This window comes from Acinetobacter sp. YH12117 (assembly GCF_013418865.1).
GTDB classification, from domain to species: Bacteria; Pseudomonadota; Gammaproteobacteria; order Pseudomonadales; family Moraxellaceae; genus Acinetobacter; species Acinetobacter indicus.
In genome coordinates, this window is the sequence record NZ_VPBF01000019.1 from 18,648 (window position 1) to 40,424 (window position 21,777).

Consider the following 21,777-nt stretch of genomic DNA (forward strand, 5'->3'; position numbering starts at 1 on the left):
CTGAATATTGGATAAAAAATGACTCAAATCATAAAAAAAGCCATTGTCATTGGATCGACCGGTTTGGTCGGCCGGGCGCTGGTTTCTGCCTTAAATGATCATCCTGCCTGTCAGCAGGTTACGGCGGTGGTGCGTCGCCCGGATACAGCCTTTGAACAGATGGCCAAAGTACAGCCATTGGTGCTGGAAGATTTACTGATGCTGAATGATCAGGATGTCAGCGAGCATAGTCATGGCTTTAGCTGTTTGGGTACCACCCTGAAAAAAGCCGGCTCAAAAGATAACTTTTATGCGACTGACTTTACTATCAATGCCCATTTTGCCGAGCTGTTGCAGCAAACCTCTGCCTATTATCTGCTGGTCAGTGCCTTGGGGGCCAATGCCAGATCGCCATTTTTTTATAATCGGGTCAAAGGTGAACTGGAACAGTACATTCAGAACTTATCTTTAAGCAAAGTTTCACTGCTGCGCCCATCTTTATTGCTAGGCGAGCGTCAGGATGCACGTTTTCTGGAAGATCTGTCACAGCAGCTGTTTCAGCGCTGTTCATCTTTTTTGCCTAAAAATTTTAAACATCGGCCAGTGACAGCCGGGCAGGTGGCTCATACTATGGTCGAGGCTGCCTTAACTCAAACTGAAAAGTTTGAAATTTATGATAATTTACGCATACAACATACAAAATGAGGGAAACACACGTGTCTACAGTCGCTTTCGTTACTTGTGATTTGCTGGATGATAACCCGGATAAACAGCTGCAAGTGGTCACCCCATCAATGGATGGCAAATTTTTCAAAAGCTATGGCGCGCGTAAAAGTTTTGGCGGTCAGGTGGTGACGGTAAAATGCTTTGAAGATAATTCGCGTGTAAAAGAATTACTGGCGACTGAAGGCCGGGGCAAAGTGCTGGTGGTGGATGGTGGTGCGTCAATGCGCTGTGCACTTATGGGCGACCTGATTGCCGAATCTGCAGTAAAAAACAACTGGAATGGTGTGATTATTTACGGTTGTGTACGTGATGTCGATGCCATTGCTGAACTGGATTTAGGCGTACATGCGCTGGCAGCAATTCCACAAAAAAGTAACCGTAAAGGCGTGGGTGAGGTCGATATTCCGCTCAGCTTTGGTGGTGTGAATATTCAGTCGGGTGATTATATTTATGCCGATAATAATGGTATTGTGGTGGCCAAAGAAGCATTGGTGGAGCTGTAATCAACCCGATTCGGCATTCATCTTCTAGAACATAACAAGAACAGGAAGGTCATGATGTTGCATCATCAAATTAAAGTGGTACAGGCATTGGCTTCTGCTTTGACCGAAGGCGGGCGCGGAAGCAATGGCACAGCATTTCCCAAGCAACCTGAGCAGCCGCTCAAGTTGTATGAGTTTGAAGGTTCACCATTTTGTCGACGTGTACGCGAAGTCATGACCTTGCTGAATCTGGATTATGAAGTCTATCCCTGTCCTAAAGGTGGTAAAAAATACCGTCCGCAGGTCAAGGAATTGGGCGGTAAACTGCAATTTCCATTTCTGGTAGATGAAAATACCGGAGATCATCTCTACGAATCGCAGCAGATTATTCATCATCTGTTTAAACACTATGGCAAAAGCGGGAAAACCCCGCGGCGCTATGCACATTATCCAAAAATTCCCTTTGTGGCCTTTGCTGGTACGCTGCTTAATGGTGCACGCGGGGTCTGGGTCAAGAAAAAGATTAAAAACCGTGCGGCACCAGAGCAACTGCTGGAGCTGTGGGGTTTTGAAGCCAGTCCGTATACGCGCATTGTGCGCAGTACCTTAACCGAGCTGGAATTGCCTTTTATTTTCCATAATGTGGCCAAAGAGCGCTGGCAGGATCAGGGGCTGGCCAAATTACGTTTAAAGCCAGGTAAATATGTACCTTTAAAGGGCGGTAAACGTGAGAAAGTCTTGGCACTGATGGGAGAGAATATTCAGGTGCCTTATCTGGTTGATCCGAATACCGGCGCTCATATGTTTGAATCGGATGATATTGTGCATTATTTACAGCGCCAGTATGGTTAAAACTCTCAAGTTAAAAGCATCTTCGGATGCTTTTTTGTTTTTATAAGGATATTGCCGCGTTCAAATGCTGGATCTCCACGCTAAAGCCGATACACTAGGCACAGCGAATTTCAGGATATCAGTATATGTTCAATAAAGTGGCGCAACTGTTTAAAAGCAAGCCCTCTCCAGAAGCAGAATTTCTGGCTGAACATCAGATTCAGTTTGATCCGCAACACGGCTATATTGTCGATGGTATTGTGCTGAATGAGACTTTATCGGAGCGGCTGGAGTATTTGTCTAATCGGCGTATGAACCGTTTTGATGACCTGAAAGAACTGTATTTTACCGCCATGCTGATCAATGAAAAAATTGATCTGGAAATTGCCACGCAAAGCTTTGTGACGCGTTTGGGCAACACAGAAGAAAACCTGTTGCAGTTTAAAAGTATCGTGAAACGCCTGAATGATTATTATCGTCAGTTTTTGCGGGAGAAAAAGTAAGCTTCAATCCATCTTTTCAGCTAGATGTAGTCTCATTTTTCAGATAAAGATTAAGAAAAATTAACGTAATGGATGGAAATGCTCGTGTTAGTATAAGCCGCATGTTGATTAGACCTAAAAGCTATATACATGTTCCAACACGAAAGCTCCCAACTCAATCTGAAACAATTAAAAACGGGCGAAAAACGCTGGGTGGGCAATTTGCAGGGCTCATCCGCGGCCTTGCTGATCAAGCAGCTGAGTACCCAGCATAAACAGTTATTGATTGTGGTGGCGCGTAACAGCCAGCATTTGGGGCAGTTGGAAAGCGAGTTCGAGTTTTATGGTATTCAACCGACTATTTTTCCCGATTGGGAAATCTTACCTTATGACCGTTTATCGCCGCATCAGGATATTGTCTCTGAGCGTCTGGCGATTTTATCGAATATGCCACAGCAGGGCGTGCTGCTGGTGTCGGCTGCAACCCTGGCGCAGCGTGTGGCGCCAACCTCTTGGGTCTTAGGTGAGCATTTTGATATTCAGGTTGGCCAGAAATTTGAACTGGAACAGCAAAAGAAACGCCTGATTCAGGCTGGTTATCATCTGGTCGATACAGTCTATGATCATGGTGAATTTGCGGTGCGCGGCAGTATTATGGATATTTTTGCTTCAGGGCAAGAAGCACCAATCCGGATTGACCTGTTTGATGATGAAATTGAAAGCCTGAAGTTTTTTGATCCGGAAACCCAGCGGACCACCCAAACCATTCAGCAATTTTCAGTACTACCCGCCAAAGAGTTTCCTTTAAAAGAAGGCCGTTCGCTGTTCCGCGATCGTTATGCAGAATTATTCCCAAGTGCAAATCCAAAGAAAAGCCCGGTGTATCAGGATGTGCTCGATGGCATTGCCTCGCCAGGGATAGAGTTCTATTTTCCGTTATTCTTTAGCGCTCAGGCAATGGCTGCCGAAAGTACCTTAATGGCGTACTTACCTGAGAATGGCATTGTCATTACAGATAAAGGGCTGGAAGAAAGTTTAAACAGCTTCTGGCAGGAAGTAAACCGCCGTTATGAAGATCGCCGGCATAATATTGACCAGCCTATTTTACCGCCAGAGCAATTGTTTTTATCATCGCAGCAGGTGCTGGGACAGCTGAACCAGTTTGGCCGCATCATCGCCTCGGCAGATCATTTTGCTGAAAAAGCCGGTGTGGTAAATCTGGCCACTGAAGCACCGCCTAAATTGCCGGTCGATCCGAAACGGGAAAAACCATTTAGTCTAGTCAAAGAGTATATTAACGCGGCCAATCATCCGGTGTTGCTGGTCGCAGAAAGTGCCGGTCGCCGTGAAACCTTGAAAGATGCGCTGCGTTCCAGTCTGGGAGAAATCCCAACGGTTGAGAACTTTGCTGAATTCCAGAAATCTTTATATGCCGTTGCCATTACCAACGCTCCTTTAGATCGTGGTCTGGTAATTCAGGGCCAGCTTTCGGTCATTTCGGAAAATCAGCTTTATGAACATCGTGTGGTTCAGCGTCGGCGTAAACGTCAGCAGGAAGTCTCGGAAGAGTTTTTAATTCGCAGTCTGACCGAGCTGAGTATTGGTGCACCGGTGGTACATATTGATCACGGTGTGGGGCGTTATGCCGGACTGGTGACGCTGGAAATTGATCAGCAGGATCATGAATTCTTGCAGCTCGATTATGCCGATGGCGCCAAAGTCTATGTGCCAGTGACCAATTTGCATTTAATTAGCCGCTATAGTGGTGGCGATCCGGATTTGGCACCGCTACATAAACTTGGCACTGATGCCTGGCACAAGGCTAAGCGTAAAGCCTTGGAGCAGATTCACGATGTCGCAGCCGAATTGCTGCATATACAGGCACGCCGTCAGTCCAAGCCGGGCTATGCCTTTGAGCTGGATGAAAAACTGTATATGCAGTTTGCATCCGGGTTTGCCTATGAAGAAACGCTGGATCAGGCCAATGCCATTGAAGCGACCTTATATGATATGCAGCAGGCCAAACCAATGGACCGTCTGGTCTGTGGGGATGTTGGCTTTGGTAAAACCGAAGTGGCCATGCGTGCCGCCTTTGTCGCCGTGCAAAATAATAAACAGGTAGCGGTCTTGGTACCGACCACCTTGCTGGCACAGCAGCATTATGAATCCTTTAAAGACCGTTTTGCCGACTGGCCGGTGCGTATTGAAGTCCTGTCGCGTTTTGGTTCATCCAAAACCCATACTAAAATCATTGAAGATTTGGCCGAAGGCAAAGTCGATATTGTGATTGGTACCCATAAAATTTTGCAGGAAAATGTCCAGTTCAAACAGCTGGGACTGATGATTGTCGATGAAGAACACCGTTTCGGTGTGCGCGATAAAGAGCGGATTAAAGCCTTGCGCGCCGATGTCGATATGCTGACCTTAACGGCAACCCCTATTCCACGTACCCTGAATATGGCCTTTAGTGGTATGCGCGATTTATCCATCATTGCCACACCACCTGCGCGTCGTTTAGCCGTAAAAACCTTTGTGCAGGAACAGACTGGTGATTCAGTCAAAGAAGCGATTTTGCGTGAATTGCTGCGTGGCGGTCAGGTGTATTTCCTGCATAATGAAGTCGATACCATTGAACGTGCAGCAGAAAATATCCGCCAGCTGGTGCCGGAAGCACGGGTAGCAGTCGCACATGGCCAGATGCGTGAGCGTGAACTGGAGCAGGTGATGCAGCAGTTCTATCATAAAGAATATAATGTGCTGGTCTGTTCCACCATTATTGAAACCGGGATTGATGTCCCGAATGCCAATACCATTTTAATTGAACGCGCCGACAAGCTCGGCCTGGCGCAATTGCACCAGTTACGTGGCCGGGTTGGACGTTCGCACCATCAGGCCTATGCCTATTTGCTGGTGCCGTCGATTAAAGGCTTAAAAGGTGATGCTGAAAAACGTCTGGATGCGATTCAGCGTGCATCGACCTTGGGTGCCGGTTTTATGCTGGCCACCGAAGATCTGGAAATTCGTGGTGCCGGTGAACTTCTCGGGGAACAGCAAAGCGGTTCGATGCAGGCCATTGGTTATAGCCTGTATATGGAAATGCTGGAAAAAGCCACTAAAGCCATTCAAAAAGGCAAAACCCCAAATTTCGATGCGCCGTTGTCGTTAACAGCGGAAATCAACCTGCACATGCCAGCCTTGATTCCGGATGAGTATCTGGGCGATGTGCATCAGCGTTTATTATTCTATAAACGTATCAGCAATACCGATACACAGGAAAAACTCGACAACATCCGTATGGAACTGATTGACCGTTTTGGTATTCCACCACAACCGGTAAAACAGCTATTTGCCGTGCATCAGCTGCGTCTGAAAGCCGAGCAGCTTGGTATTACCAAAATTGATGTGGGTGCTAATGGCGGCAATATCGAGTTTTCACCAGATACCCCGGTGCAGGCCATTAGTATTATCCAGATGATGCAAAAACATCCGACCTATTTCCGGATGGATGGCGGACAGCGTTTAAAAGTCATGGTGCTGTTGGATGAACATCAAAAACGGATTCAGTTTATTTCCGATTTGCTGGAGCAACTGCTGCGTGAGCTGCCAGCCTGAGTTAGCGCTCAGTCCTGATGCAATTCCTGCTGTTTATTTAATCGCTGACTGCGCAAAGAAGTCTTGATTATTTAAGGAAATTTATTGAAGATAGGGGATTGCTCTGGCTGGCTGCAAATAGTGTGTTATTTGTGGTGAAACGGCCGTTATAGAATATTCACGTCCTTTGGGATGTGATAGTATTAGCCATCATTCTAATTTGCGTCATTTATAAAGATATGTTTAGTTTGCATCCACAACTTGCTCAAGATACTTTTTTTGTAGGCGACTTTCCCCTGTCAACATGTCGTTTAATGAATGATATGCAATTTCCTTGGCTCATTCTTATTCCACGTGTGCCGGGCATTACCGAACTCTATGAATTAAGCCAGGCCGACCAGGAACAGTTCCTGCGTGAATCGAGCTGGTTATCTAGCCAACTGTCACGTGTATTCCGTGCCGATAAAATGAATGTCGCTGCACTGGGCAACATGGTGCCACAATTGCATTTCCATCATGTGGTGCGTTATCAAAATGATGTGGCATGGCCAAAACCGGTCTGGGGAACACCAGCAGTACCGTATAACAATGAAGTGCTGAACCATATGCGCCAAACGCTAATGTTGGCACTACGCGGTCAGGGCGATATGCCATTTGACTGGCGAATGGACTGATATTCGTGTTTGCATCATGCAGGGATGTATGGTGTGACCAGATCCGCTAAGGAGAGTAGAGTACGGTGTCACTAGGTTATTGGATGGATCGAGATCCTACACAATTTGATTACCTGCATCGGGTTATGGGCTATGCCAGTTTATCGCTGATCCTGATTGTCTATCATTACACCTATCCAGACACCCAGTACCAAATTTATATTCCGGTTTTATTGGCATTTTTGCTGTTTATTACCCCGAAACTGTCGCGCTGGCTACAATCTAAATATAACTATCAGATTAAAAGAAATATCTTATTTATTATAGATATTATGATTGTGGCCATCTGTCTGTCGGCCGTGCATTTAAATCTGGTCCTGACCTTTGCGGCTATTTTTGCCTTGCTGTATACCGCCATTAACGTCAAAGTGTCGTTCTTTTTGGTGTCGCTGGCGGCTTTATTTGCAGCGTCGGTATTCTATCTGTGCAATATTTTCGTATTTGGCTTTGGTGAATATTTTGAATACACCACCAATGAGCTGACTATTCTGGCCTTCCTGTGCATGATCGTGTATTTCGGGATGGGCAGTGTTTATCAGACCCGCCGGATTCGTGCCTCTAACCATAAGCGTGAGCATTATTATCAGCAAATGAACCGCTATATGGAGTTTGCCAACCAGTTGAGCCGTTATGCGCCGCTTCAGCTCTGGCATTCGATCATGAAAGGCGAGTCAGAAGCCAAAATTGAATATAAACGTAAAAAACTCACCATTTTCTTTTCCGATATTCAGGGCTTTACCGAGCTGTCTGAAACCCTGATTCCAGACGATTTAGCCTACCTGCTGAATGATTATTTGAGTCATATGACTGAAATTGCCAAGCAGTATGAAGCCACCGTCGATAAGTTTATGGGGGATGCCATCCTGATTTTCTTTGGTGATCCAAGCAGTCAGGGTGTAGAAAATGATGCCAAGACCTGCGTTGAAATGGCCATTGCCATGCGCCAGCAAATGAAACTGCTGCGTGAACGCTGGATTAAAATGGGCTATCCGCCGTTACATATCCGCATGGGCATCAGTACCGGTTATTGCCACGTGGGTAACTATGGTGCGGCGCATCGGATGGCCTATACCATTGTCGGCCGCGATGCCAATCTGGCAGCGCGTTTGCAAAGCGCAGCCGAAGTTGATGAAATCCTGCTGTCAGATGATACCTATCAACTGGTGAAAAATGATTATCTGTGTGCGCCGAAAGCGCCAATTTTCCTGAAAGGTATTCAGGGTCCGGTGAAAACCTGGCAGGTCATGGAAAAATATGCGGCCAGAAAATCCGATTATCAGCGCTGGTTTGACTATGAATACAAAGGTTTTCATCTGTTGCTGAATCTGGATGAAGTGCAAAACTTTGAATATCCGGAAATGATTGGTGTGCTGGAAAAAATGATTAAACGGATTCAGACCCAGCAAAAACTGACCAACTCGCAGGGTATTGTGAAATTAAAACTGGAAGATGAAGTGATTGAAGAAGTCGAGGTTAATCGACCAGATCGGGAATTTCATTAACTTATAAAGATAGATGATCTGCTTGATCGAAGATTGTTGAGTGTTCTATCAAGTCAAAAAAACCACGCCGGAGCGTGGTTTTTCTGTTTTAAGTCTTAGTGATTTTCAGAAGCATGGTTAATGGTGTATTTTGGAATTTCAACTTCCAGATCTTCATCAACCACCTGTACCTGACATGATAAACGTGAGTCAGGTTCTAGACCCCAAGCACGATCTAACAGATCAGCTTCGACATCATTCATTTCTTCCAGGCTGTCAAAACCGCGGCGTACCACCACGTGACAGGTGGTGCAGGCACATGACATATCGCAGGCATGTTCAATTTTAATGCCGTTTTTTAACAGGCTTTCGCACAGGTTGGCATTTTGTTCAACTTCAAACTCAGCACCTTCTGGGCAGAATTGCGCATGTGGAAGTACTTTAATACGTGGCATAGTCTTTACCTTAAATTAGTTTGAGTTTGACCAGTCATCGAGCTTGGTGCCTTTAAGAGCAGCATCAATATGCTGGTTCATGCGAAGCGCAGCAAAAGCATCACTGTGTATTTTAAGCTGTTCAATAGCCTGTTCAATAGCCTGAATATCGGTTGTTTCAAGCTGGCTGTACAAATGGGTTTTCGCACCATTCAATGCGTCCAGTTGTTCTGTGCTCAATAGCTGTGCATCAACTTTTAACGCCTGCTCCAGAGCTTCCAGTTCACGCTGTGCTTCGACCTTGGTTTCCTGTAAATGACGCAGGTGTTTGTCTTCTTCTGCGTATTTGAAACCGTCAAGCAGTAAACGTTCGGTATCTTCGCTCGATAAACCATAAGACGGTTTAATGTCGATGTGCGCAGAGACGCCAGAAGTCGTTTCTTTGGCAGAAACACTAAGCAGGCCATCGGCATCGACCTGAAAGGTCACTTCAATACGCGCCTGACCGGCAGTCATTGGTGGAATACCATGCAGGACAAAACGGCCTAAACTACGGCAATGCTCAACCAGATCACGTTCACCTTGCACCACATGAATCAGCATGGCGGTTTGTCCATCCTGATAAGTGGTGAATTCCTGACGACGCGCGACTGGAATTGCAGTATTACGTGAAATTAAACGCTCGACCAGACCGCCCATGGTTTCCAGACCTAAAGACAGTGGGGTAACATCTAAAAGTAATGAACCATCTTTGGTATTACCAATCAGCTGATTGGCCGTAATAGAGGCGCCAATTGCAACCACTTCATCCGGGTTAATAGTACACAGCGGTTCTTGGTTAAATACCTCACGGACAGCTTTTTGCACGGCATAGGAGCGGGTAGAGCCGCCAACCAGTACTACGTTTTGAATATCGGTCAGTTCCAGTTTGGCATCGCGCAGTACGCGTTTGCAGACACTAATAGTCTTGTCTAACGCCACCTGAATAATGCTTTCAAAAGTCGCACGATCCAGTGTCAGTGTTTGGTCTAACAGTTGCAGTTCTACCGATTCCGCATCCGATAGCGCTTCTTTGGCCTGACGCGCTGCGACCACAAAGTGGGCATATTCAGTATCATTTAAGCTGGCAATATTCAGCTGTTTTTTCGCCCATTTGACAATTAAACGATCCAGATCATCACCACCTAATGCAGTGTGACCACCGGTCGCCAGTACTTCAAATACGCCTTGCGAGAAACGTAAAATTGATACGTCAAAGGTACCGCCGCCTAAGTCATAAATCACATAGTTGCGATCGGTGCTTAAATTGCTGTCCTGATCCAGACCATAGGCCACTGCAGCAGCAGTCGGTTCATTAAGTAAGCGCAGCACATTCAGGCCAGCCAGTTGAGCTGCATCACGTGTGGCTTGACGCTGAGCTTCATCAAAATAGGCCGGAACAGTAATTACTGCGCCATTGACCGGATTTTTCAGGCTGTCTTCAGCACGGTCTTTCAGCTGTTTTAAAATTTCAGCCGAGATTTCTACCGGTGTTTTACGACCTTGTGCAGTTTCAAAAGCCGGCATTTCATTGGCTTCACCCACTAAATCGTAAGGGTGCTGAAACTTGATGTCTGCCTTGGAGCGACCCATAAATCGTTTCACTGAAACAATGGTATTTTTCGGATCGCTGGTGATAAACGGTTTGGCATCATTGCCATATTGCGTGGTATTTTCGGCATAATGAACAATTGAGGGAAGTAACACACGACCTTGTTCATCATGAAGGACTTTGGCTTGCGCCGAAAGAACAGTGGCCACCAGTGAATGTGTGGTGCCTAAATCAATTCCAATCGCAATGCGATGTTCATGCGGTGCGCTTGATTGTCCTGGTTCTGCAATTTGCAAGAGCGCCATTGTGTTACATCCTTTGCACGTTAATTTGAAAAAATAAAATTAAAAATCGTCATCTAGGTCAAAGCTGTCGTCGTCGAGGAAACGATCTTCAGCCTTGTCAATATCGGTCATGACTTTCTGGAAGAAACGCAATTTACGTACTGTATCGCGTGCTTCGCCCCAGTCTTCATCTGCATAATCAATTTTAAATTCGCGAACCAGACCATCAATCCATTGCTGGACTTCGGTTTTCAGGGAAGCCAGTTCATCGGCAGAGCGGGCATCATCCAGCTGCTCACGAATTTCCAGGGCAGACTGTAAAAACTCGAAATCACTGATCGACTGATCCAGATGATAATCCTGTTTTTTTAAGCTCAGTAAATAACCTGCGCGGCTGTCAACCTGAGATAAAACTTTATACGCCTGGTTGATTTCGCTGGACTGAATCAGGGCCTGGTCTTTATCTTCGGCTTTATCGGGGTGATATTGTTGCTGTAACTTTAAAAATTCTGCTTTTAAAGTAGCCAAATCAATATCGAGTGCTACAGGCAGGTTAAACAGCTCAAAATGATTCATGGGAGAGATAATCCGCGATTGATTGCAAAAAAGGACTGCATAAATGCGATTAAAACAGTGTACAAGACACTGTTTTAATCTGCAAAAGAAGGGAAGGTCGGGAGTTAAACCGTGAAGGATTCACCACAACCACATTCACCTTTTTTATTCGGGTTATTGAATTCGAAGCCTTCATTCAAGCCGTTTTTGACATAGTCCATCTCTAAACCTTCAAGATAGACCAAACTTTTCGGGTCAACGAATACTTTTACACCGTGCTGTTCAAATACCTGATCGTATGCATTGACGTCATCAACAAACTCAAGCACATAGGCCAGACCCGAACAGCCGGAAGTTTTCACACCAACGCGAATACCTTCACCCTTACCGCGATTCTTTAAGTAATTGCTGATATGAGTTGCAGCATTTTCAGTTAAATGGATCATGAAAACTCCGTTAATCTGTCTTTAAAACGAGAAACAATTAAGCTTTTTGCTGTTTGGTACGATAGTCTTCAACAGCCGCTTTAATCGCGTCTTCTGCAAGTACAGAGCAGTGTACTTTAACTGGTGGTAAAGCCAGTTCGTTTGCAATATCAATGTTTTTGATGGCTTGAGCTTCGTCCAAAGTTTTACCTTTTAACCACTCAGTTACTAGTGAGCTTGATGCAATTGCCGAACCACAGCCATAGGTTTTAAAGCGTGCTTCTTCAATTACACCGTCGTTATTCACTTGAATCTGTAAACGCATCACGTCGCCACATGCTGGTGCACCGACCATGCCTGTACCTACGTTGTCTGCATTTTTGTCTAAAACACCAACGTTGCGTGGGTTTTCGTAATGATCAATTACTTTTTCGCTATATGCCATTTTGCTTCTCCAAACCTCGGGGTCAGCGTTAATATTAATATGGGGTCAATATTCGTTTTATCAATGAGATGAAGCTGAATAAAGCTTCATCTCAGTGTCGAATTAGTGTTCCGCCCACTCAACTGTAGAAAGGTCGATACCTTCCTTATACATATCCCAAAGCGGAGAAAGTTCACGTAATTTCTCAACAGCAGCTTTGGTAATTGATAACACATGATCAATATCTTCTTCAGTGGTGTATTTACCAAAGCTGAAGCGAATTGAACTGTGCGCAAGCTCGTCAGACAGACCTAGCGCACGCAGTACATAAGATGGCTCAAGGGTTGCAGACGTACATGCAGAACCTGAAGACACTGCTGCATCTTTAAGCGCCATCATTAACGATTCACCTTCAACAAAGTTGAAGCTGACGTTTAAATAGTTGGCTACGTTTTGAGTCGGGTGACCGTTCAGGAATACCTGTTCAAGATCTTGCAGGCCATTCCAGAGTTTGTCACGTAACACGCGTAAACGGGTTTGTTCAGCTTCCAGGTTTTTACCTGCCAGCTCAAATGCTTCGCCCATACCTACGATTTGATGGGTCGCCAGCGTACCAGAACGCATACCGCGCTCATGACCGCCACCGTGCATTTGCGCTTTCAGACGCACACGCGGGCTACGGCGTACAAATAAGGCACCAATGCCTTTAGGGCCATAGATTTTGTGTGCAGAGAAGCTCATTAAATCAACTTTTAAGGTTGAAAGATCAATCTCGACTTTACCCGCAGCCTGTGCAGCATCAACGTGGAAGAAGATTTTGTTGGCACGGGTAATTTCACCAATTGCAGCAACGTCAGTCACGGTACCAATTTCGTTGTTCACCATCATCAGGGAAACAAGAATGGTATCTGGACGAATTGCGTCCTGAACCATTTCCGGGGTAATTAAACCGGTTTGTGGTTGTGGCTCAAGATAGGTAATTTCGAAGCCTTCAGACTCAAGCTCGCGGCAGGTATCTAAAATTGCTTTGTGTTCAATTTTAGAGGTAATGATGTGCTTGCCTTTAGATGCATAGAATTGAGCCACACCTTTCAGGGCAAGGTTGTCAGATTCAGTTGCGCCTGAAGTCCAGACAATTTCACGTGGGTCAGCTTTGATCAAGTTCGCAACTTGTTCACGTGCATATTCCACTTTTTCTTCTGCTTGCCAGCCATAGGCATGTGAACGAGATGCAGCATTACCGAAGGTACCTTCGAAAGTTAAGCATTCCATCATGCGTTCTGCAACTTGAGGGTCTACAGGAGTGGTTGCTGCATAGTCAAGATAAATCGGACGTTTCATGTCAAATACCTGTAACCGATAAAAGAGCTGAATCAAAAGATGCTGAATTTTGGCGTAGTGAAACGGTTTGAACGTTGTCACGAGCTACGAGGTCAGCAAGCGAGATTTTTGCGAGATAATCGGCAATGTGGTGGGAGAGTTCCTGCCATAAATCGTGAGTCAAGCACATCGCACCATTCTGGCAGTTGCCTTTATGGTCGCAGCGAGTAGCATCAACGGTTTCGTTTACAGCTTCAATGATTTCTAACACAGTGATGTCTTGAGCATTACGCGCCAGAAGATAACCACCATTGGCTCCACGAATACTGGAAACCAGGCCGTGACGCTTTAATTTCGCAAATAACTGCTCAAGGTAAGCGACAGAAATAGATTGTCGAGCTGCAATTTCTGCAAGAGTGATCGTTTGTTCAGTTGGCTGCAAAGCTAGATCAAGTAGAGCAGTCACTGCGTAGCGACCGCGAGTGGTTAAGCGCATGATTCGATACACATGGTTGGACTAGATGTGTAGATTCTATGAATCCTGACTAAAATAGTCAAGTTTTTTTATTATTCGGATATTCGATTCAATCGCAGGGAAATTAAGGATTTAAACGATCCATAAATTATACACTAATAACGCAATTAATAGCAGAGTAATTAGACTAAAAGCCAGATTAATTCGCTTTTGGTTGCGTTGCATGCGACGAATGCGGTTTTTATACTGTTTAACTTCTACTTGCAGGGTATTAATGGTCGAGCGTTGCAGGTCAATTTTCTCTAATAACGGGGCAATCCGGCGTTTAGAGGTTTCCAGTTCCTGCTCGTGTTCAGGATCGGCCAGCCATTGACGCCAGTCCGACAGCACTTTAGGAATACTGAATAAGGTCAGCAGATCACGGAATTCATCTTTTAAAGTCGGGTCGCCTTCAATGCGCATGGCTCGAATACTGCGGCGATTCCCCAAGACAAAAATCTTGATCAAATCCAGCAATGTGGTACGGACATCTAATTCGACGGCTTTTTCAGGTGCTTTTAGATCAAACAGGATGCCGTGTTCGCTAAACTGCACATAGAAGTCGAAATAGGGGATATAGCTGTTAATTTTGACTGCAATTTTCTGGTCTACAAATTTTTTGGCCTGAAGTGCAACGACACGATCATATTTCAAGATAAAGCTAAAGATTGTTTCCAGAACAATCATCACCATCGTCAGCAACAAATGTGATTCATTTTGTCTTTGTTGCGATTCATTCATACAATTTAGTCCCTAACCAGATCGAGTCGTGCATATCCAAGCGGTGCATTACCAGGAAGTAATACATAATATTCTTGCTTTGTAGAACAGTTTAACAAAACGTTCAAGTGCTTAATTTGCTATTATAAGAGCATTTTGTTGGTTTATGATATTGAATGGTATACAAAATAAGCAGGAGAAATGCGAATGGATGAAGCAGCAGTAGAATCGCCAGAACCACAAAACGAAAATGAAAAAGCGTCTAAAAACAAAGCAAGAGTACGTTCTGGGCGTAAATCGGCGCTGGATTTTCGCAAATATACCAAACAGATCTGGCTGGCCGGCTTAGGCGCATTTTCCCGTGCTGAAGAAGAAGGCAATAAATTATTTGACTCACTGGTCAAGGTGGGGGAAGAACTGGAATCCAAAACCACCGAAATTGCCGATCAGACCGTAGAAAAAGTTTCTGAAAAGGCCAAAGAATCGGTGGTCGATACCAAAGATAAGGTTGAACGGATGATTGACCATAGTGTTCATCATTCCTTGAACCGTATAGGGCTGGTAACCGTGAAAGATATCCAGCATTTAGAGCAGCTGGTGCTGCAACTGCACAGCAAAGTTGATGCTTTAATTGAAGAAAATAAGCAATTAAAAGAACAACTCCTGAAAAAGTGAAAATCTCGACAGCTTTGGCATTTTTTTGGCAGATTTTTGCAACTTATTTTGTATAAATGCGTCTGGAGAGTATTGCTTTTACCCTCAAAGCATTGCTATAAAGGCATTACGGTAACTTAAACGAAATCTTTGGACCTTAAATAAACGATATTAAGAGGACGTAATCTTCATGAATAAATCAGAATTAATTGATGCAATTGCAGAGAAAGGGGGATTGTCTAAGACTGACGCTGGTAAGGCTTTAGACGCTACAATTGCTTCAATCACTGAAGCGCTGAAAGCAGGCGACACAGTGACTTTAGTGGGCTTCGGTACTTTCAATGTGAAAGAACGTGCTGCTCGTACAGGCCGTAACCCACAAACTGGTGAAACACTTGAGATTAAAGCAAGCAAAGTACCTAGCTTCAAAGCGGGTAAAGGTTTAAAAGATTCTGTAGCTTGATCTTTTAAGCAGTATTAAACGCGCCTCCTGGCGCGTTTTTTATTAATAATCAGAGTTTCGGGTTTTAATACATTCATTCGCTGAGGGTTTTCGGTTAAAATCCTGCACAAGTAAAATATTGGAATACTTATGGAATCTTTTCGTAATGTTATTAAGGGCTGGTTGGGCAAGGTTTTGCTCGTTCTGTTTCTGATCCCTTTAGCACTTGTAGGTATTGAAGGATATTTTAGTGGCGGCAATTCTGCCGACTCGGCAAAATCAGTAAATGGGCAACAGGTTTCCAAACAGGAATTAGAAGCCTTATCCAACTCATTAAAACAACAATATCTCAGCTATACACAGGGCGATGAGACCTTGTTGAATCAGGCGTATATTGAAAATAAAGCACTCGATACTCTGATTGCACGCACCTTGCTGTTACAACAGACTGAACATTTGGGTATTTCCTTAAGCGATGCGCAAATTGAGCAGATGATTGCCCAGCAACCAAGCTTTCAGGAAAATGGCCAGTTTTCTGAAGCACTGTATGCCAATTACCTGCGTTCAGTGGGTATGAGCAGTCAGGCTTTAATCCAGAATCTGCGTCAGGATCATGCCTTGAAAATGCTTAGCGCGAGCTTTATGGATCATGCCTTGGTGAGCGAGCTGGATATCCAGCAGATTGCCAATTTACAAACCGAACAGCGTACCTTGCATTTATCCAGCATTAAACTGGATGAATATAAGAAAAATATTCAGGTTTCAGCGCAAGAAATCAGTGATTATTACAATAAACATTCGACCCTGTTTAAGCAGGTCGCCAATGTTGATGTCGACTTTATTGTTCTGACGCCAGCACATATTTCCGCGACTGAAGCTGCAATCACCGATGCAGAATTGCAACAGGCCTATGACAAGTTTGTTGAAGCCCAGCAAAAAAATGCAGCGCGTGAGGTTAAACATATTTTAATTACCACCGATGCACGTGATGATGCAGCTGCCAAAAAACTGGCGGATCAGGTGTATGCTGAAATCCAGCAGGGCACCAGTTTTGCCGCTGCTGCACAGAAATATTCAGAAGACCCGGAATCTAAAGACAAGGGTGGCTTATTTGAGGCTTATGACGTGGGTGCCTTTGGCAATGCCTTTGATCAGGCAGTCACCAGTCTGAAATCAGGTCAGATTTCTCAGCCGGTGAAAACCCAATATGGTTATCATCTAATTCAGGTTGAAACCGATGCAGTTCAGGTGCCTTCTTTTGAAGCGGAAAAAGCCCGTTTAACTGCAGAACTGAAAAAGACCAAACAGCAAAATGCCTTCTCGGATACGGTAAATAGCCTGAATGAGATGGTGGTAGGTAGTGATGCGCTGGATGTGGTATCTCAGGAAGTCAAAGGCACCAAGGTTGAATCGGTAAAAGGCTTTAGTCTGGCCTCTCAGCATCCAGTATTATCTGATCCAAGTGTGAAGGTGAAACTGTTTAATGATGATGTGAAAAACGGCGATCGTAACGCTTCAAGTAACATTCAAATGGCCAATGGTAATGTGGTTTGGGTGAAAGTACGTGAGTATCATGCTGCGGGTGTGCAAACCCTGGCTGAAGCAACACCACGTGTACGTGCCAAACTGATTGAAGAAAAAGCCTTTAATGCAGCCAAAGCCAAAATCCAGAAATCACTGGATGAGTTCAAGACGCAACCGGCTGCAGAAGTCTTGGCTCAGCAGCAAATCCGTTTTGAAGATGCTGGTGTATTTACCCGTGCTGAAGGTCGTTTAAAGCGTGAAATTGAGCGTGCTGCATTCAGCTTGATGCCACCGAAGCAAGGGATGTGGTCTGTGACCACGGCAGCTTTGCCAAATGAACTGGTGGTCGTGGCAGTATCGAATGTGAACCGTACCACTTCAAATGCTTTAACGCCTGAACAGTTACAGGAGCTGGCCAAGTTGTATCAACAGCTGCGCGCCCAGCAAGAACTGGATGACTATACCCAGTATCTGAAAGCTAAAGCAGATATTGAATAAGTCTGACTGCATAATAAAAAACCGGCGCAAACGCCGGTTTTTTTATTGTGCTTATATTTTGGTGAAAAGTTTATTCAGTACGGATAATCAGTTCATAGCCGGTATATTTACGGATATTAATTACGCCAGTATCTAAAATTAAATATTGTCCTTTAATCCCGAAAAGTTTGCCGCGAATCACCGGGGTCTTATCCAGATTATGCGATTTAATTTTTTCAGGATACTGTTCCACCGGATAAATAAACTCACGTGGACGTTCCTGCTCCATCAATTCCAATGTTTCATTAAACTCAAGATTCTGGTTAAATTCTTCACGAATGGTGCTGATTTTTGGTGCAAATTCTTCAATCAGCTGGTCACGGGTCGCAATTAAATCGACCGGTTCAGCTTCACCTTTGAGCAGTTTGCGCCAGTCAGTTTTATCGGCAATTTGTGAACCAAACATGATTTCCAGTTGCCCAGATAAACGACGAGAGCCGACTTTCATAATTGGTAAGGCCTGAGTCGCCCCTTGATCCAGCCAGCGTGTTGGCATTTGGCCAATACGGGTAATCCCGACCTTTAAGCCACTGGAGTTGGCTAGGTACACCACATGCGGCTGGAAGCAGACAGATCGTGCAAATTCTTCTTCGCGGCAAGTGCCTAAATGATAATGGCAGGTTTCAGGTTTCATAATGCACATGTCACAGGACGCTTTGGTTTTAAAGCATTTAAAGCAGTGACCTTGTGAATAGGATTTTGGTGTTTTACTGCCGCAAGAAACACAGTAAATATTGCCGGTCCATTCAATTTCTATTTCTTGACCCAAGCGAAAAGGCAGTTCGATTTCTGAGCGATCCAGAATAAATTTATATTCAACATTTGCCCGGTGTGTCTGTTGATCAGTTACACTAAGGTCCTTTAGACCTGCATGCATTTTATGGCAAATGCCTTGTAGTTCCATAAAAAATACTCACTTTCATCATAAGGAATGCAGTCATGGCTGAGATGAATGTCATCAGTTCTATGCTAGACGATTTAACCCAGGAGCAGCCAGTTTCTACTGCATTGTGTATTGGTCAACATCTTGAACAATACGATCATCATCAGACAATTCAATGGCAATATTTTAACGTAACTACGCTTTTAAATCTGCCTTTTACCCAGCGTTTTGATTTGGCTTTTGTACTACTCGATACTGAAGAAATGGCAGATTTGAGCAGCGCGCAGAAATCGCAGCTTTTGGTGAAACTGCGTGATTTGCTGGCCAAACGTATGGTGGTGGTGACTAAACGTCAAGATGAACCTTTATTACGTGCCTTGGGCTTTACCCAGCTGATGGATAAAAGTCAGCCGCAGCATGACCTAATGTTGTGGCAATTTAATATTTTGACCTATAAGCATGTACCGGACTGGTTTAACTCCAAATTTTGGGCTAACCCGGAAAACTGGGATAAATATCGCTGGTAATGCTCAGCTTTTCTGCGGTTTTTGCAAAAACATAACAATTTCGGATGTTTCAAATGAATGAAGCATCGTATGCTGAGTGAATGTCATTAAAGGAAGAAATAAAAATCATGACAAACTTAAGCAATATTGTGGAAATTTTGGCGAAACAGGCCTTAGGTTCAAATTCCAATCAGCAGCAATCCCAACAAAGTGGTGGGCTAGGCGGTATTCTCGGTTCAGTTCTAGGTCAACTTGGAAATAATCACCAGCAGAGTGGGCAAAGCCAGCAAGGCGGTTTGGGTGGGATTTTAGGCTCTGTGCTGGGCCAATTCGGTGGTTCTAGTCAGGGGCTAGGTGGTAGTTCTAAAACTTCTCTTCTGGTTGCGGTATTGCCTTTGGTGCTGGCCTGGATCCAAAAGCAGGGTGGTTTGCAAGGTGCACTGGACAAATTAAAAGGTCAGGGCCTAAGCAGCCAGGTGGATGACTGGGTTTCGACCGGGCCGGGCGAGAATGCCAGTGTGAATCCGCAGGAAGTCCAGAATCTGTTTGATGATGAAGAAGTGGAACAGGTAGCGCAGCAAACCCATGCCCCTAAACAGGATATTTATGGCGCAATTTCACAGGTGTTGCCACAGATTATTGACTCTTTAACTCCACAGGGTGAGCAGACCAGTAAAACTGAAGCCAATAATGATATTCAGAATGTGCTGAATATGGTGTCAGGTTTCTTGAAAAGATAAGCCTGTTTATATAATGAAGCCAACCTGAGGTTGGCTTTTTAAATCCATAAATCTGGATATAAAAAACACGCCGAAGCGTGTTTTTTTTTGCTTTTTAGGTAGAGGTTAGACTTAGAAGTCGTAACGGAAACCTAGAGAAAGACCGAATGCATCTTCACCACGTGTACCATCTACGCTATTTGAGCGTCCTTGAGACCATGGAGTCAGATTTGAGTTTTCATCATTCAGTACAGTAGCCAAGTTACCATATACACGTACTGCTTTGTCTAGGCGATGTTCAAGACCCACTGCAAGAAGAGTTGCATTTGCATCATCTGCATCTACATCACGGTGGAACACTTGACCACGTAAATAAGTTTTTGGCGCAAACTTATAATCCGCTGCTACACCAAATACTTGAGCATCTGGGTTGTCAGCATCGTTATCATGCGTTAAATACTGATATAAACCACCGAAGTTTAATTCAGGTGTGATTTTATATGCAGCTGCAACACGGAAGCCATCACGTTCACCACGGTTTGCATCTTCTTCATAGTGTTCATACGCAGCAGCAAAATCAACTGGACCTTCTTTATATGTTAAAGCAAGGTCATAAGCTTTATCTTTATTTGCTTCGTTATCTACGCTGTTATCTTCGTGTAGAGATAATGCGCCGATTACATTAAAGCCACCGCCAAATTTTGGTGATTTATATTCAATCGTATTGGCATTACGTTCATCAAAACGTAAGTTACCTGCACGTGTTACGTTACGGATATCACCTAATTGGTCACCAAAGAAGTTGACTGGACCGCGAGCAACTTTAAACGGGCTGTCAAAGCGACCTACACGTGCCTGACCAAAATCACCTTTTAAACCAACGAAAGTATCGCGAGTTGCAAACTCTAAATCATCGTTTGCTGAACCGCTAGCGAAGTTAATTTCTTGTTCGATTTGACCAAAAACAGTCATGCCGTTTTCTAATTTTTGTTCAGCTTTGAAGCCTAAACGAGAAGAGTTTGAAGATAGTCCAACTTCGTTGTAGTCTGCACCATCATCAAGATAGTCTAAAGATACGTGTGCACGACCATATACTTTTACATCAGCAGCCATAGCTAATGCTGGTGTAAATAAGGTTGCCCCAACTGCTAATGCGCAAAGCGTTTTTTTCATGTGTAGCTCCAATACAGACTATTGTTTTTAGTCCTAAACATTGTTCAGAAGTAGGATTGATCTACCCCCGTTCTCTATTGGTGCTAAGTATTCCTTACAAATGCGACAGTAATATTAAGGAAATATTTCAAAAATATTAAAAAGTACAAATCAGATCAAAAACTTACTTTTAATAGCATTGTTATAAAAAGATAAATTTAAAAATCTGGAAAAATTTTTAAAATGAATCACTTAATTGCAAGCGAATTGACACCTTAGTGTCATAAAAATAGGTTTAGCAGAAGTTCTGCTTAAAAAAATGGAGCAGTCGCTCCATTCATTTTTACATTTCACCGGGGAAAATATTTTAAAGCACTGCCTTAATCTTTTCAGCCAGTTGCATGATTTTTTCCTGGTCACCCATCTGCGCAGCATGTTTGCCGAGTTGATGTACCGAGGTTGGAATGAGGTGGAAATGAACATGCGGTACGGTTTGTCCCGCAGCAGCGCCAGACAGCTGCATTAATACAATTCCATCTAGCCCTAAGGCTTTTTCCATGGCTTTGGCAACTTTCTGCACCACCTGAATGGTGTAGGCTGCCACTTGTGGATCTAAGTCGAGCAGGGTAACCGCAGGTGATTTCGGGATGACCAGTGTATGACCATCTGCCTGAGGCATGATGTCCATAAACGCAAGAACCTGTTCATCTTCATAGACTTTAATTGCAGGCAGTTCTCCACGCAGGATTCTTGCAAAAATATTTTGATCATCGTAAGCCATGATATTTCCTTTAATCAATGCATTGAA

The 21,777-nt window shown here is 44.2% G+C and carries 23 protein-coding genes; 12 read left to right on the forward strand and 11 right to left on the reverse strand.

Features of this window, described 5'->3' with window-relative positions:
• Positions 1 to 18: 18 nt before the first annotated feature.
• The 7 genes from FTU55_RS08465 (at position 19) to FTU55_RS08495 (ending at position 8,306) form a co-directional block, all read left to right on the forward strand.
• Positions 19 to 684, forward strand: coding sequence for an NAD-dependent epimerase/dehydratase family protein (locus FTU55_RS08465; RefSeq protein WP_180046786.1), 666 nt, complete (start codon positions 19 to 21; stop codon positions 682 to 684).
• An 11-nt stretch (positions 685 to 695) separates the two neighbouring features.
• A complete protein-coding gene (rraA, locus tag FTU55_RS08470; protein ID WP_005178481.1) occupies positions 696 to 1,208 on the forward strand; it encodes a ribonuclease E activity regulator RraA in 513 nt (170 codons plus the stop codon).
• Between the two features lie 54 nt (positions 1,209 to 1,262).
• Positions 1,263 to 2,039, forward strand: a complete 777-nt coding sequence (locus tag FTU55_RS08475) for a glutathione S-transferase N-terminal domain-containing protein (protein ID WP_034597779.1) — start codon at positions 1,263 to 1,265, stop codon at positions 2,037 to 2,039.
• A 125-nt stretch (positions 2,040 to 2,164) separates the two neighbouring features.
• Complete coding sequence (locus FTU55_RS08480; protein WP_075167974.1) at positions 2,165 to 2,521, forward strand: hypothetical protein; 357 nt, start codon at positions 2,165 to 2,167, stop codon at positions 2,519 to 2,521.
• A gap of 129 nt (positions 2,522 to 2,650) precedes the next feature.
• The gene (gene mfd, locus FTU55_RS08485) at positions 2,651 to 6,112 is read left to right on the forward strand and encodes a transcription-repair coupling factor (RefSeq protein WP_180046788.1); all 3,462 of its coding nucleotides are present in this window, start codon (positions 2,651 to 2,653) and stop codon (positions 6,110 to 6,112) included.
• Between the two features lie 218 nt (positions 6,113 to 6,330).
• Complete coding sequence (locus FTU55_RS08490; protein WP_005178471.1) at positions 6,331 to 6,765, forward strand: HIT domain-containing protein; 435 nt, start codon at positions 6,331 to 6,333, stop codon at positions 6,763 to 6,765.
• 83 nt (positions 6,766 to 6,848) lie between these two features.
• Entirely contained in the window at positions 6,849 to 8,306 is a 1,458-nt protein-coding gene (locus FTU55_RS08495; protein WP_218949095.1) for an adenylate/guanylate cyclase domain-containing protein, read from the forward strand.
• A 95-nt stretch (positions 8,307 to 8,401) separates the two neighbouring features.
• Here the strand turns inward: FTU55_RS08495 and fdx are convergent, their stop codons facing one another.
• From fdx to FTU55_RS08535, 8 genes are all read right to left on the reverse strand, one after another.
• Complete coding sequence (fdx, locus tag FTU55_RS08500) at positions 8,402 to 8,740, reverse strand: ISC system 2Fe-2S type ferredoxin (RefSeq protein ID WP_005178469.1); 339 nt, start codon at positions 8,738 to 8,740, stop codon at positions 8,402 to 8,404.
• 15 nt (positions 8,741 to 8,755) lie between these two features.
• Positions 8,756 to 10,615, reverse strand: coding sequence for a Fe-S protein assembly chaperone HscA (hscA, locus tag FTU55_RS08505; RefSeq protein ID WP_163170183.1), 1,860 nt, complete (start codon positions 10,613 to 10,615; stop codon positions 8,756 to 8,758).
• 39 nt (positions 10,616 to 10,654) lie between these two features.
• A complete protein-coding gene (gene hscB / locus FTU55_RS08510; protein WP_016659013.1) occupies positions 10,655 to 11,170 on the reverse strand; it encodes a Fe-S protein assembly co-chaperone HscB in 516 nt (171 codons plus the stop codon).
• Between the two features lie 104 nt (positions 11,171 to 11,274).
• Complete coding sequence (gene iscA / locus FTU55_RS08515) at positions 11,275 to 11,595, reverse strand: iron-sulfur cluster assembly protein IscA (RefSeq protein ID WP_005178462.1); 321 nt, start codon at positions 11,593 to 11,595, stop codon at positions 11,275 to 11,277.
• A gap of 37 nt (positions 11,596 to 11,632) precedes the next feature.
• Entirely contained in the window at positions 11,633 to 12,019 is a 387-nt protein-coding gene (gene iscU / locus FTU55_RS08520) for a Fe-S cluster assembly scaffold IscU (protein WP_005178460.1), read from the reverse strand.
• Between the two features lie 102 nt (positions 12,020 to 12,121).
• A complete protein-coding gene (locus FTU55_RS08525) occupies positions 12,122 to 13,339 on the reverse strand; it encodes an IscS subfamily cysteine desulfurase (RefSeq protein WP_005178458.1) in 1,218 nt (405 codons plus the stop codon).
• A 1-nt stretch (position 13,340) separates the two neighbouring features.
• Positions 13,341 to 13,814: an Rrf2 family transcriptional regulator gene (locus FTU55_RS08530; protein WP_180046793.1), complete on the reverse strand. Its 474-nt coding sequence runs from the start codon at positions 13,812 to 13,814 to the stop codon at positions 13,341 to 13,343.
• A gap of 111 nt (positions 13,815 to 13,925) precedes the next feature.
• The gene (locus tag FTU55_RS08535; protein ID WP_005178449.1) at positions 13,926 to 14,573 is read right to left on the reverse strand and encodes a hypothetical protein; all 648 of its coding nucleotides are present in this window, start codon (positions 14,571 to 14,573) and stop codon (positions 13,926 to 13,928) included.
• A gap of 186 nt (positions 14,574 to 14,759) precedes the next feature.
• On the opposite strand from FTU55_RS08535, the gene FTU55_RS08540 reads away from it, so the two are divergent.
• The 3 genes from FTU55_RS08540 (at position 14,760) to FTU55_RS08550 (ending at position 17,670) form a co-directional block, all read left to right on the forward strand.
• Positions 14,760 to 15,227 carry a phasin family protein gene (locus FTU55_RS08540; RefSeq protein ID WP_005178447.1) on the forward strand — a complete coding sequence of 156 codons (468 nt, stop codon included), beginning with the start codon at positions 14,760 to 14,762 and terminating at the stop codon, positions 15,225 to 15,227.
• 169 nt (positions 15,228 to 15,396) lie between these two features.
• Complete coding sequence (locus FTU55_RS08545; RefSeq protein WP_005178445.1) at positions 15,397 to 15,669, forward strand: HU family DNA-binding protein; 273 nt, start codon at positions 15,397 to 15,399, stop codon at positions 15,667 to 15,669.
• A 129-nt stretch (positions 15,670 to 15,798) separates the two neighbouring features.
• The gene (locus FTU55_RS08550; RefSeq protein WP_168399949.1) at positions 15,799 to 17,670 is read left to right on the forward strand and encodes a SurA N-terminal domain-containing protein; all 1,872 of its coding nucleotides are present in this window, start codon (positions 15,799 to 15,801) and stop codon (positions 17,668 to 17,670) included.
• 70 nt (positions 17,671 to 17,740) lie between these two features.
• Here the strand turns inward: FTU55_RS08550 and FTU55_RS08555 are convergent, their stop codons facing one another.
• A complete protein-coding gene (locus FTU55_RS08555) occupies positions 17,741 to 18,613 on the reverse strand; it encodes a DUF2797 domain-containing protein (RefSeq protein WP_075174536.1) in 873 nt (290 codons plus the stop codon).
• Between the two features lie 35 nt (positions 18,614 to 18,648).
• Here FTU55_RS08555 and FTU55_RS08560 point away from each other — a divergent pair, with 35 nt between their 5' ends.
• The gene (locus FTU55_RS08560; protein ID WP_180046795.1) at positions 18,649 to 19,119 is read left to right on the forward strand and encodes a DUF6231 family protein; all 471 of its coding nucleotides are present in this window, start codon (positions 18,649 to 18,651) and stop codon (positions 19,117 to 19,119) included.
• A gap of 107 nt (positions 19,120 to 19,226) precedes the next feature.
• Positions 19,227 to 19,838: a YidB family protein gene (locus FTU55_RS08565; RefSeq protein WP_104498959.1), complete on the forward strand. Its 612-nt coding sequence runs from the start codon at positions 19,227 to 19,229 to the stop codon at positions 19,836 to 19,838.
• Positions 19,839 to 19,949: 111 nt separating this feature from the next.
• Here FTU55_RS08565 and FTU55_RS08570 read toward each other — a convergent pair whose 3' ends face one another.
• Both FTU55_RS08570 and FTU55_RS08575 read right to left on the reverse strand, forming a co-directional pair.
• Positions 19,950 to 20,990, reverse strand: a complete 1,041-nt coding sequence (locus FTU55_RS08570) for a porin (RefSeq protein ID WP_180046797.1) — start codon at positions 20,988 to 20,990, stop codon at positions 19,950 to 19,952.
• A 346-nt stretch (positions 20,991 to 21,336) separates the two neighbouring features.
• Positions 21,337 to 21,750, reverse strand: coding sequence for an HIT family protein (locus FTU55_RS08575; protein WP_005178433.1), 414 nt, complete (start codon positions 21,748 to 21,750; stop codon positions 21,337 to 21,339).
• Positions 21,751 to 21,777: the final 27 nt, after the last annotated feature.

Bases quoted from the DNA above. Each gene is read 5' to 3' on its own strand.
- mfd (WP_180046788.1), top strand. From the start codon at position 2,651: ATGTTCCAACACGAAAGCTCCCAACTCAATCTGAAACAATTAAAAACG.
- FTU55_RS08490 (WP_005178471.1), top strand. From the start codon at position 6,331: ATGTTTAGTTTGCATCCACAACTTGCTCAAGATACTTTTTTTGTAGGC.
- FTU55_RS08465 (WP_180046786.1), top strand. From the start codon at position 19: ATGACTCAAATCATAAAAAAAGCCATTGTCATTGGATCGACCGGTTTG.
- fdx (WP_005178469.1), bottom strand. From the start codon at position 8,740: ATGCCACGTATTAAAGTACTTCCACATGCGCAATTCTGCCCAGAAGGT.
- FTU55_RS08480 (WP_075167974.1), top strand. From the start codon at position 2,165: ATGTTCAATAAAGTGGCGCAACTGTTTAAAAGCAAGCCCTCTCCAGAA.
- FTU55_RS08570 (WP_180046797.1), bottom strand. From the start codon at position 20,990: ATGAAAAAAACGCTTTGCGCATTAGCAGTTGGGGCAACCTTATTTACA.
- FTU55_RS08535 (WP_005178449.1), bottom strand. From the start codon at position 14,573: ATGAATGAATCGCAACAAAGACAAAATGAATCACATTTGTTGCTGACG.
- FTU55_RS08560 (WP_180046795.1), top strand. From the start codon at position 18,649: ATGGCTGAGATGAATGTCATCAGTTCTATGCTAGACGATTTAACCCAG.
- hscB (WP_016659013.1), bottom strand. From the start codon at position 11,170: ATGAATCATTTTGAGCTGTTTAACCTGCCTGTAGCACTCGATATTGAT.
- FTU55_RS08545 (WP_005178445.1), top strand. From the start codon at position 15,397: ATGAATAAATCAGAATTAATTGATGCAATTGCAGAGAAAGGGGGATTG.
- iscA (WP_005178462.1), bottom strand. From the start codon at position 11,595: ATGATCCATTTAACTGAAAATGCTGCAACTCATATCAGCAATTACTTA.
- FTU55_RS08530 (WP_180046793.1), bottom strand. From the start codon at position 13,814: ATGCGCTTAACCACTCGCGGTCGCTACGCAGTGACTGCTCTACTTGAT.
- FTU55_RS08575 (WP_005178433.1), bottom strand. From the start codon at position 21,750: ATGGCTTACGATGATCAAAATATTTTTGCAAGAATCCTGCGTGGAGAA.
- FTU55_RS08565 (WP_104498959.1), top strand. From the start codon at position 19,227: ATGACAAACTTAAGCAATATTGTGGAAATTTTGGCGAAACAGGCCTTA.
- FTU55_RS08475 (WP_034597779.1), top strand. From the start codon at position 1,263: ATGTTGCATCATCAAATTAAAGTGGTACAGGCATTGGCTTCTGCTTTG.
- FTU55_RS08495 (WP_218949095.1), top strand. From the start codon at position 6,849: ATGGATCGAGATCCTACACAATTTGATTACCTGCATCGGGTTATGGGC.
- FTU55_RS08540 (WP_005178447.1), top strand. From the start codon at position 14,760: ATGGATGAAGCAGCAGTAGAATCGCCAGAACCACAAAACGAAAATGAA.
- FTU55_RS08525 (WP_005178458.1), bottom strand. From the start codon at position 13,339: ATGAAACGTCCGATTTATCTTGACTATGCAGCAACCACTCCTGTAGAC.
- FTU55_RS08550 (WP_168399949.1), top strand. From the start codon at position 15,799: ATGGAATCTTTTCGTAATGTTATTAAGGGCTGGTTGGGCAAGGTTTTG.
- iscU (WP_005178460.1), bottom strand. From the start codon at position 12,019: ATGGCATATAGCGAAAAAGTAATTGATCATTACGAAAACCCACGCAAC.
- hscA (WP_163170183.1), bottom strand. From the start codon at position 10,615: ATGGCGCTCTTGCAAATTGCAGAACCAGGACAATCAAGCGCACCGCAT.
- FTU55_RS08555 (WP_075174536.1), bottom strand. From the start codon at position 18,613: ATGGAACTACAAGGCATTTGCCATAAAATGCATGCAGGTCTAAAGGAC.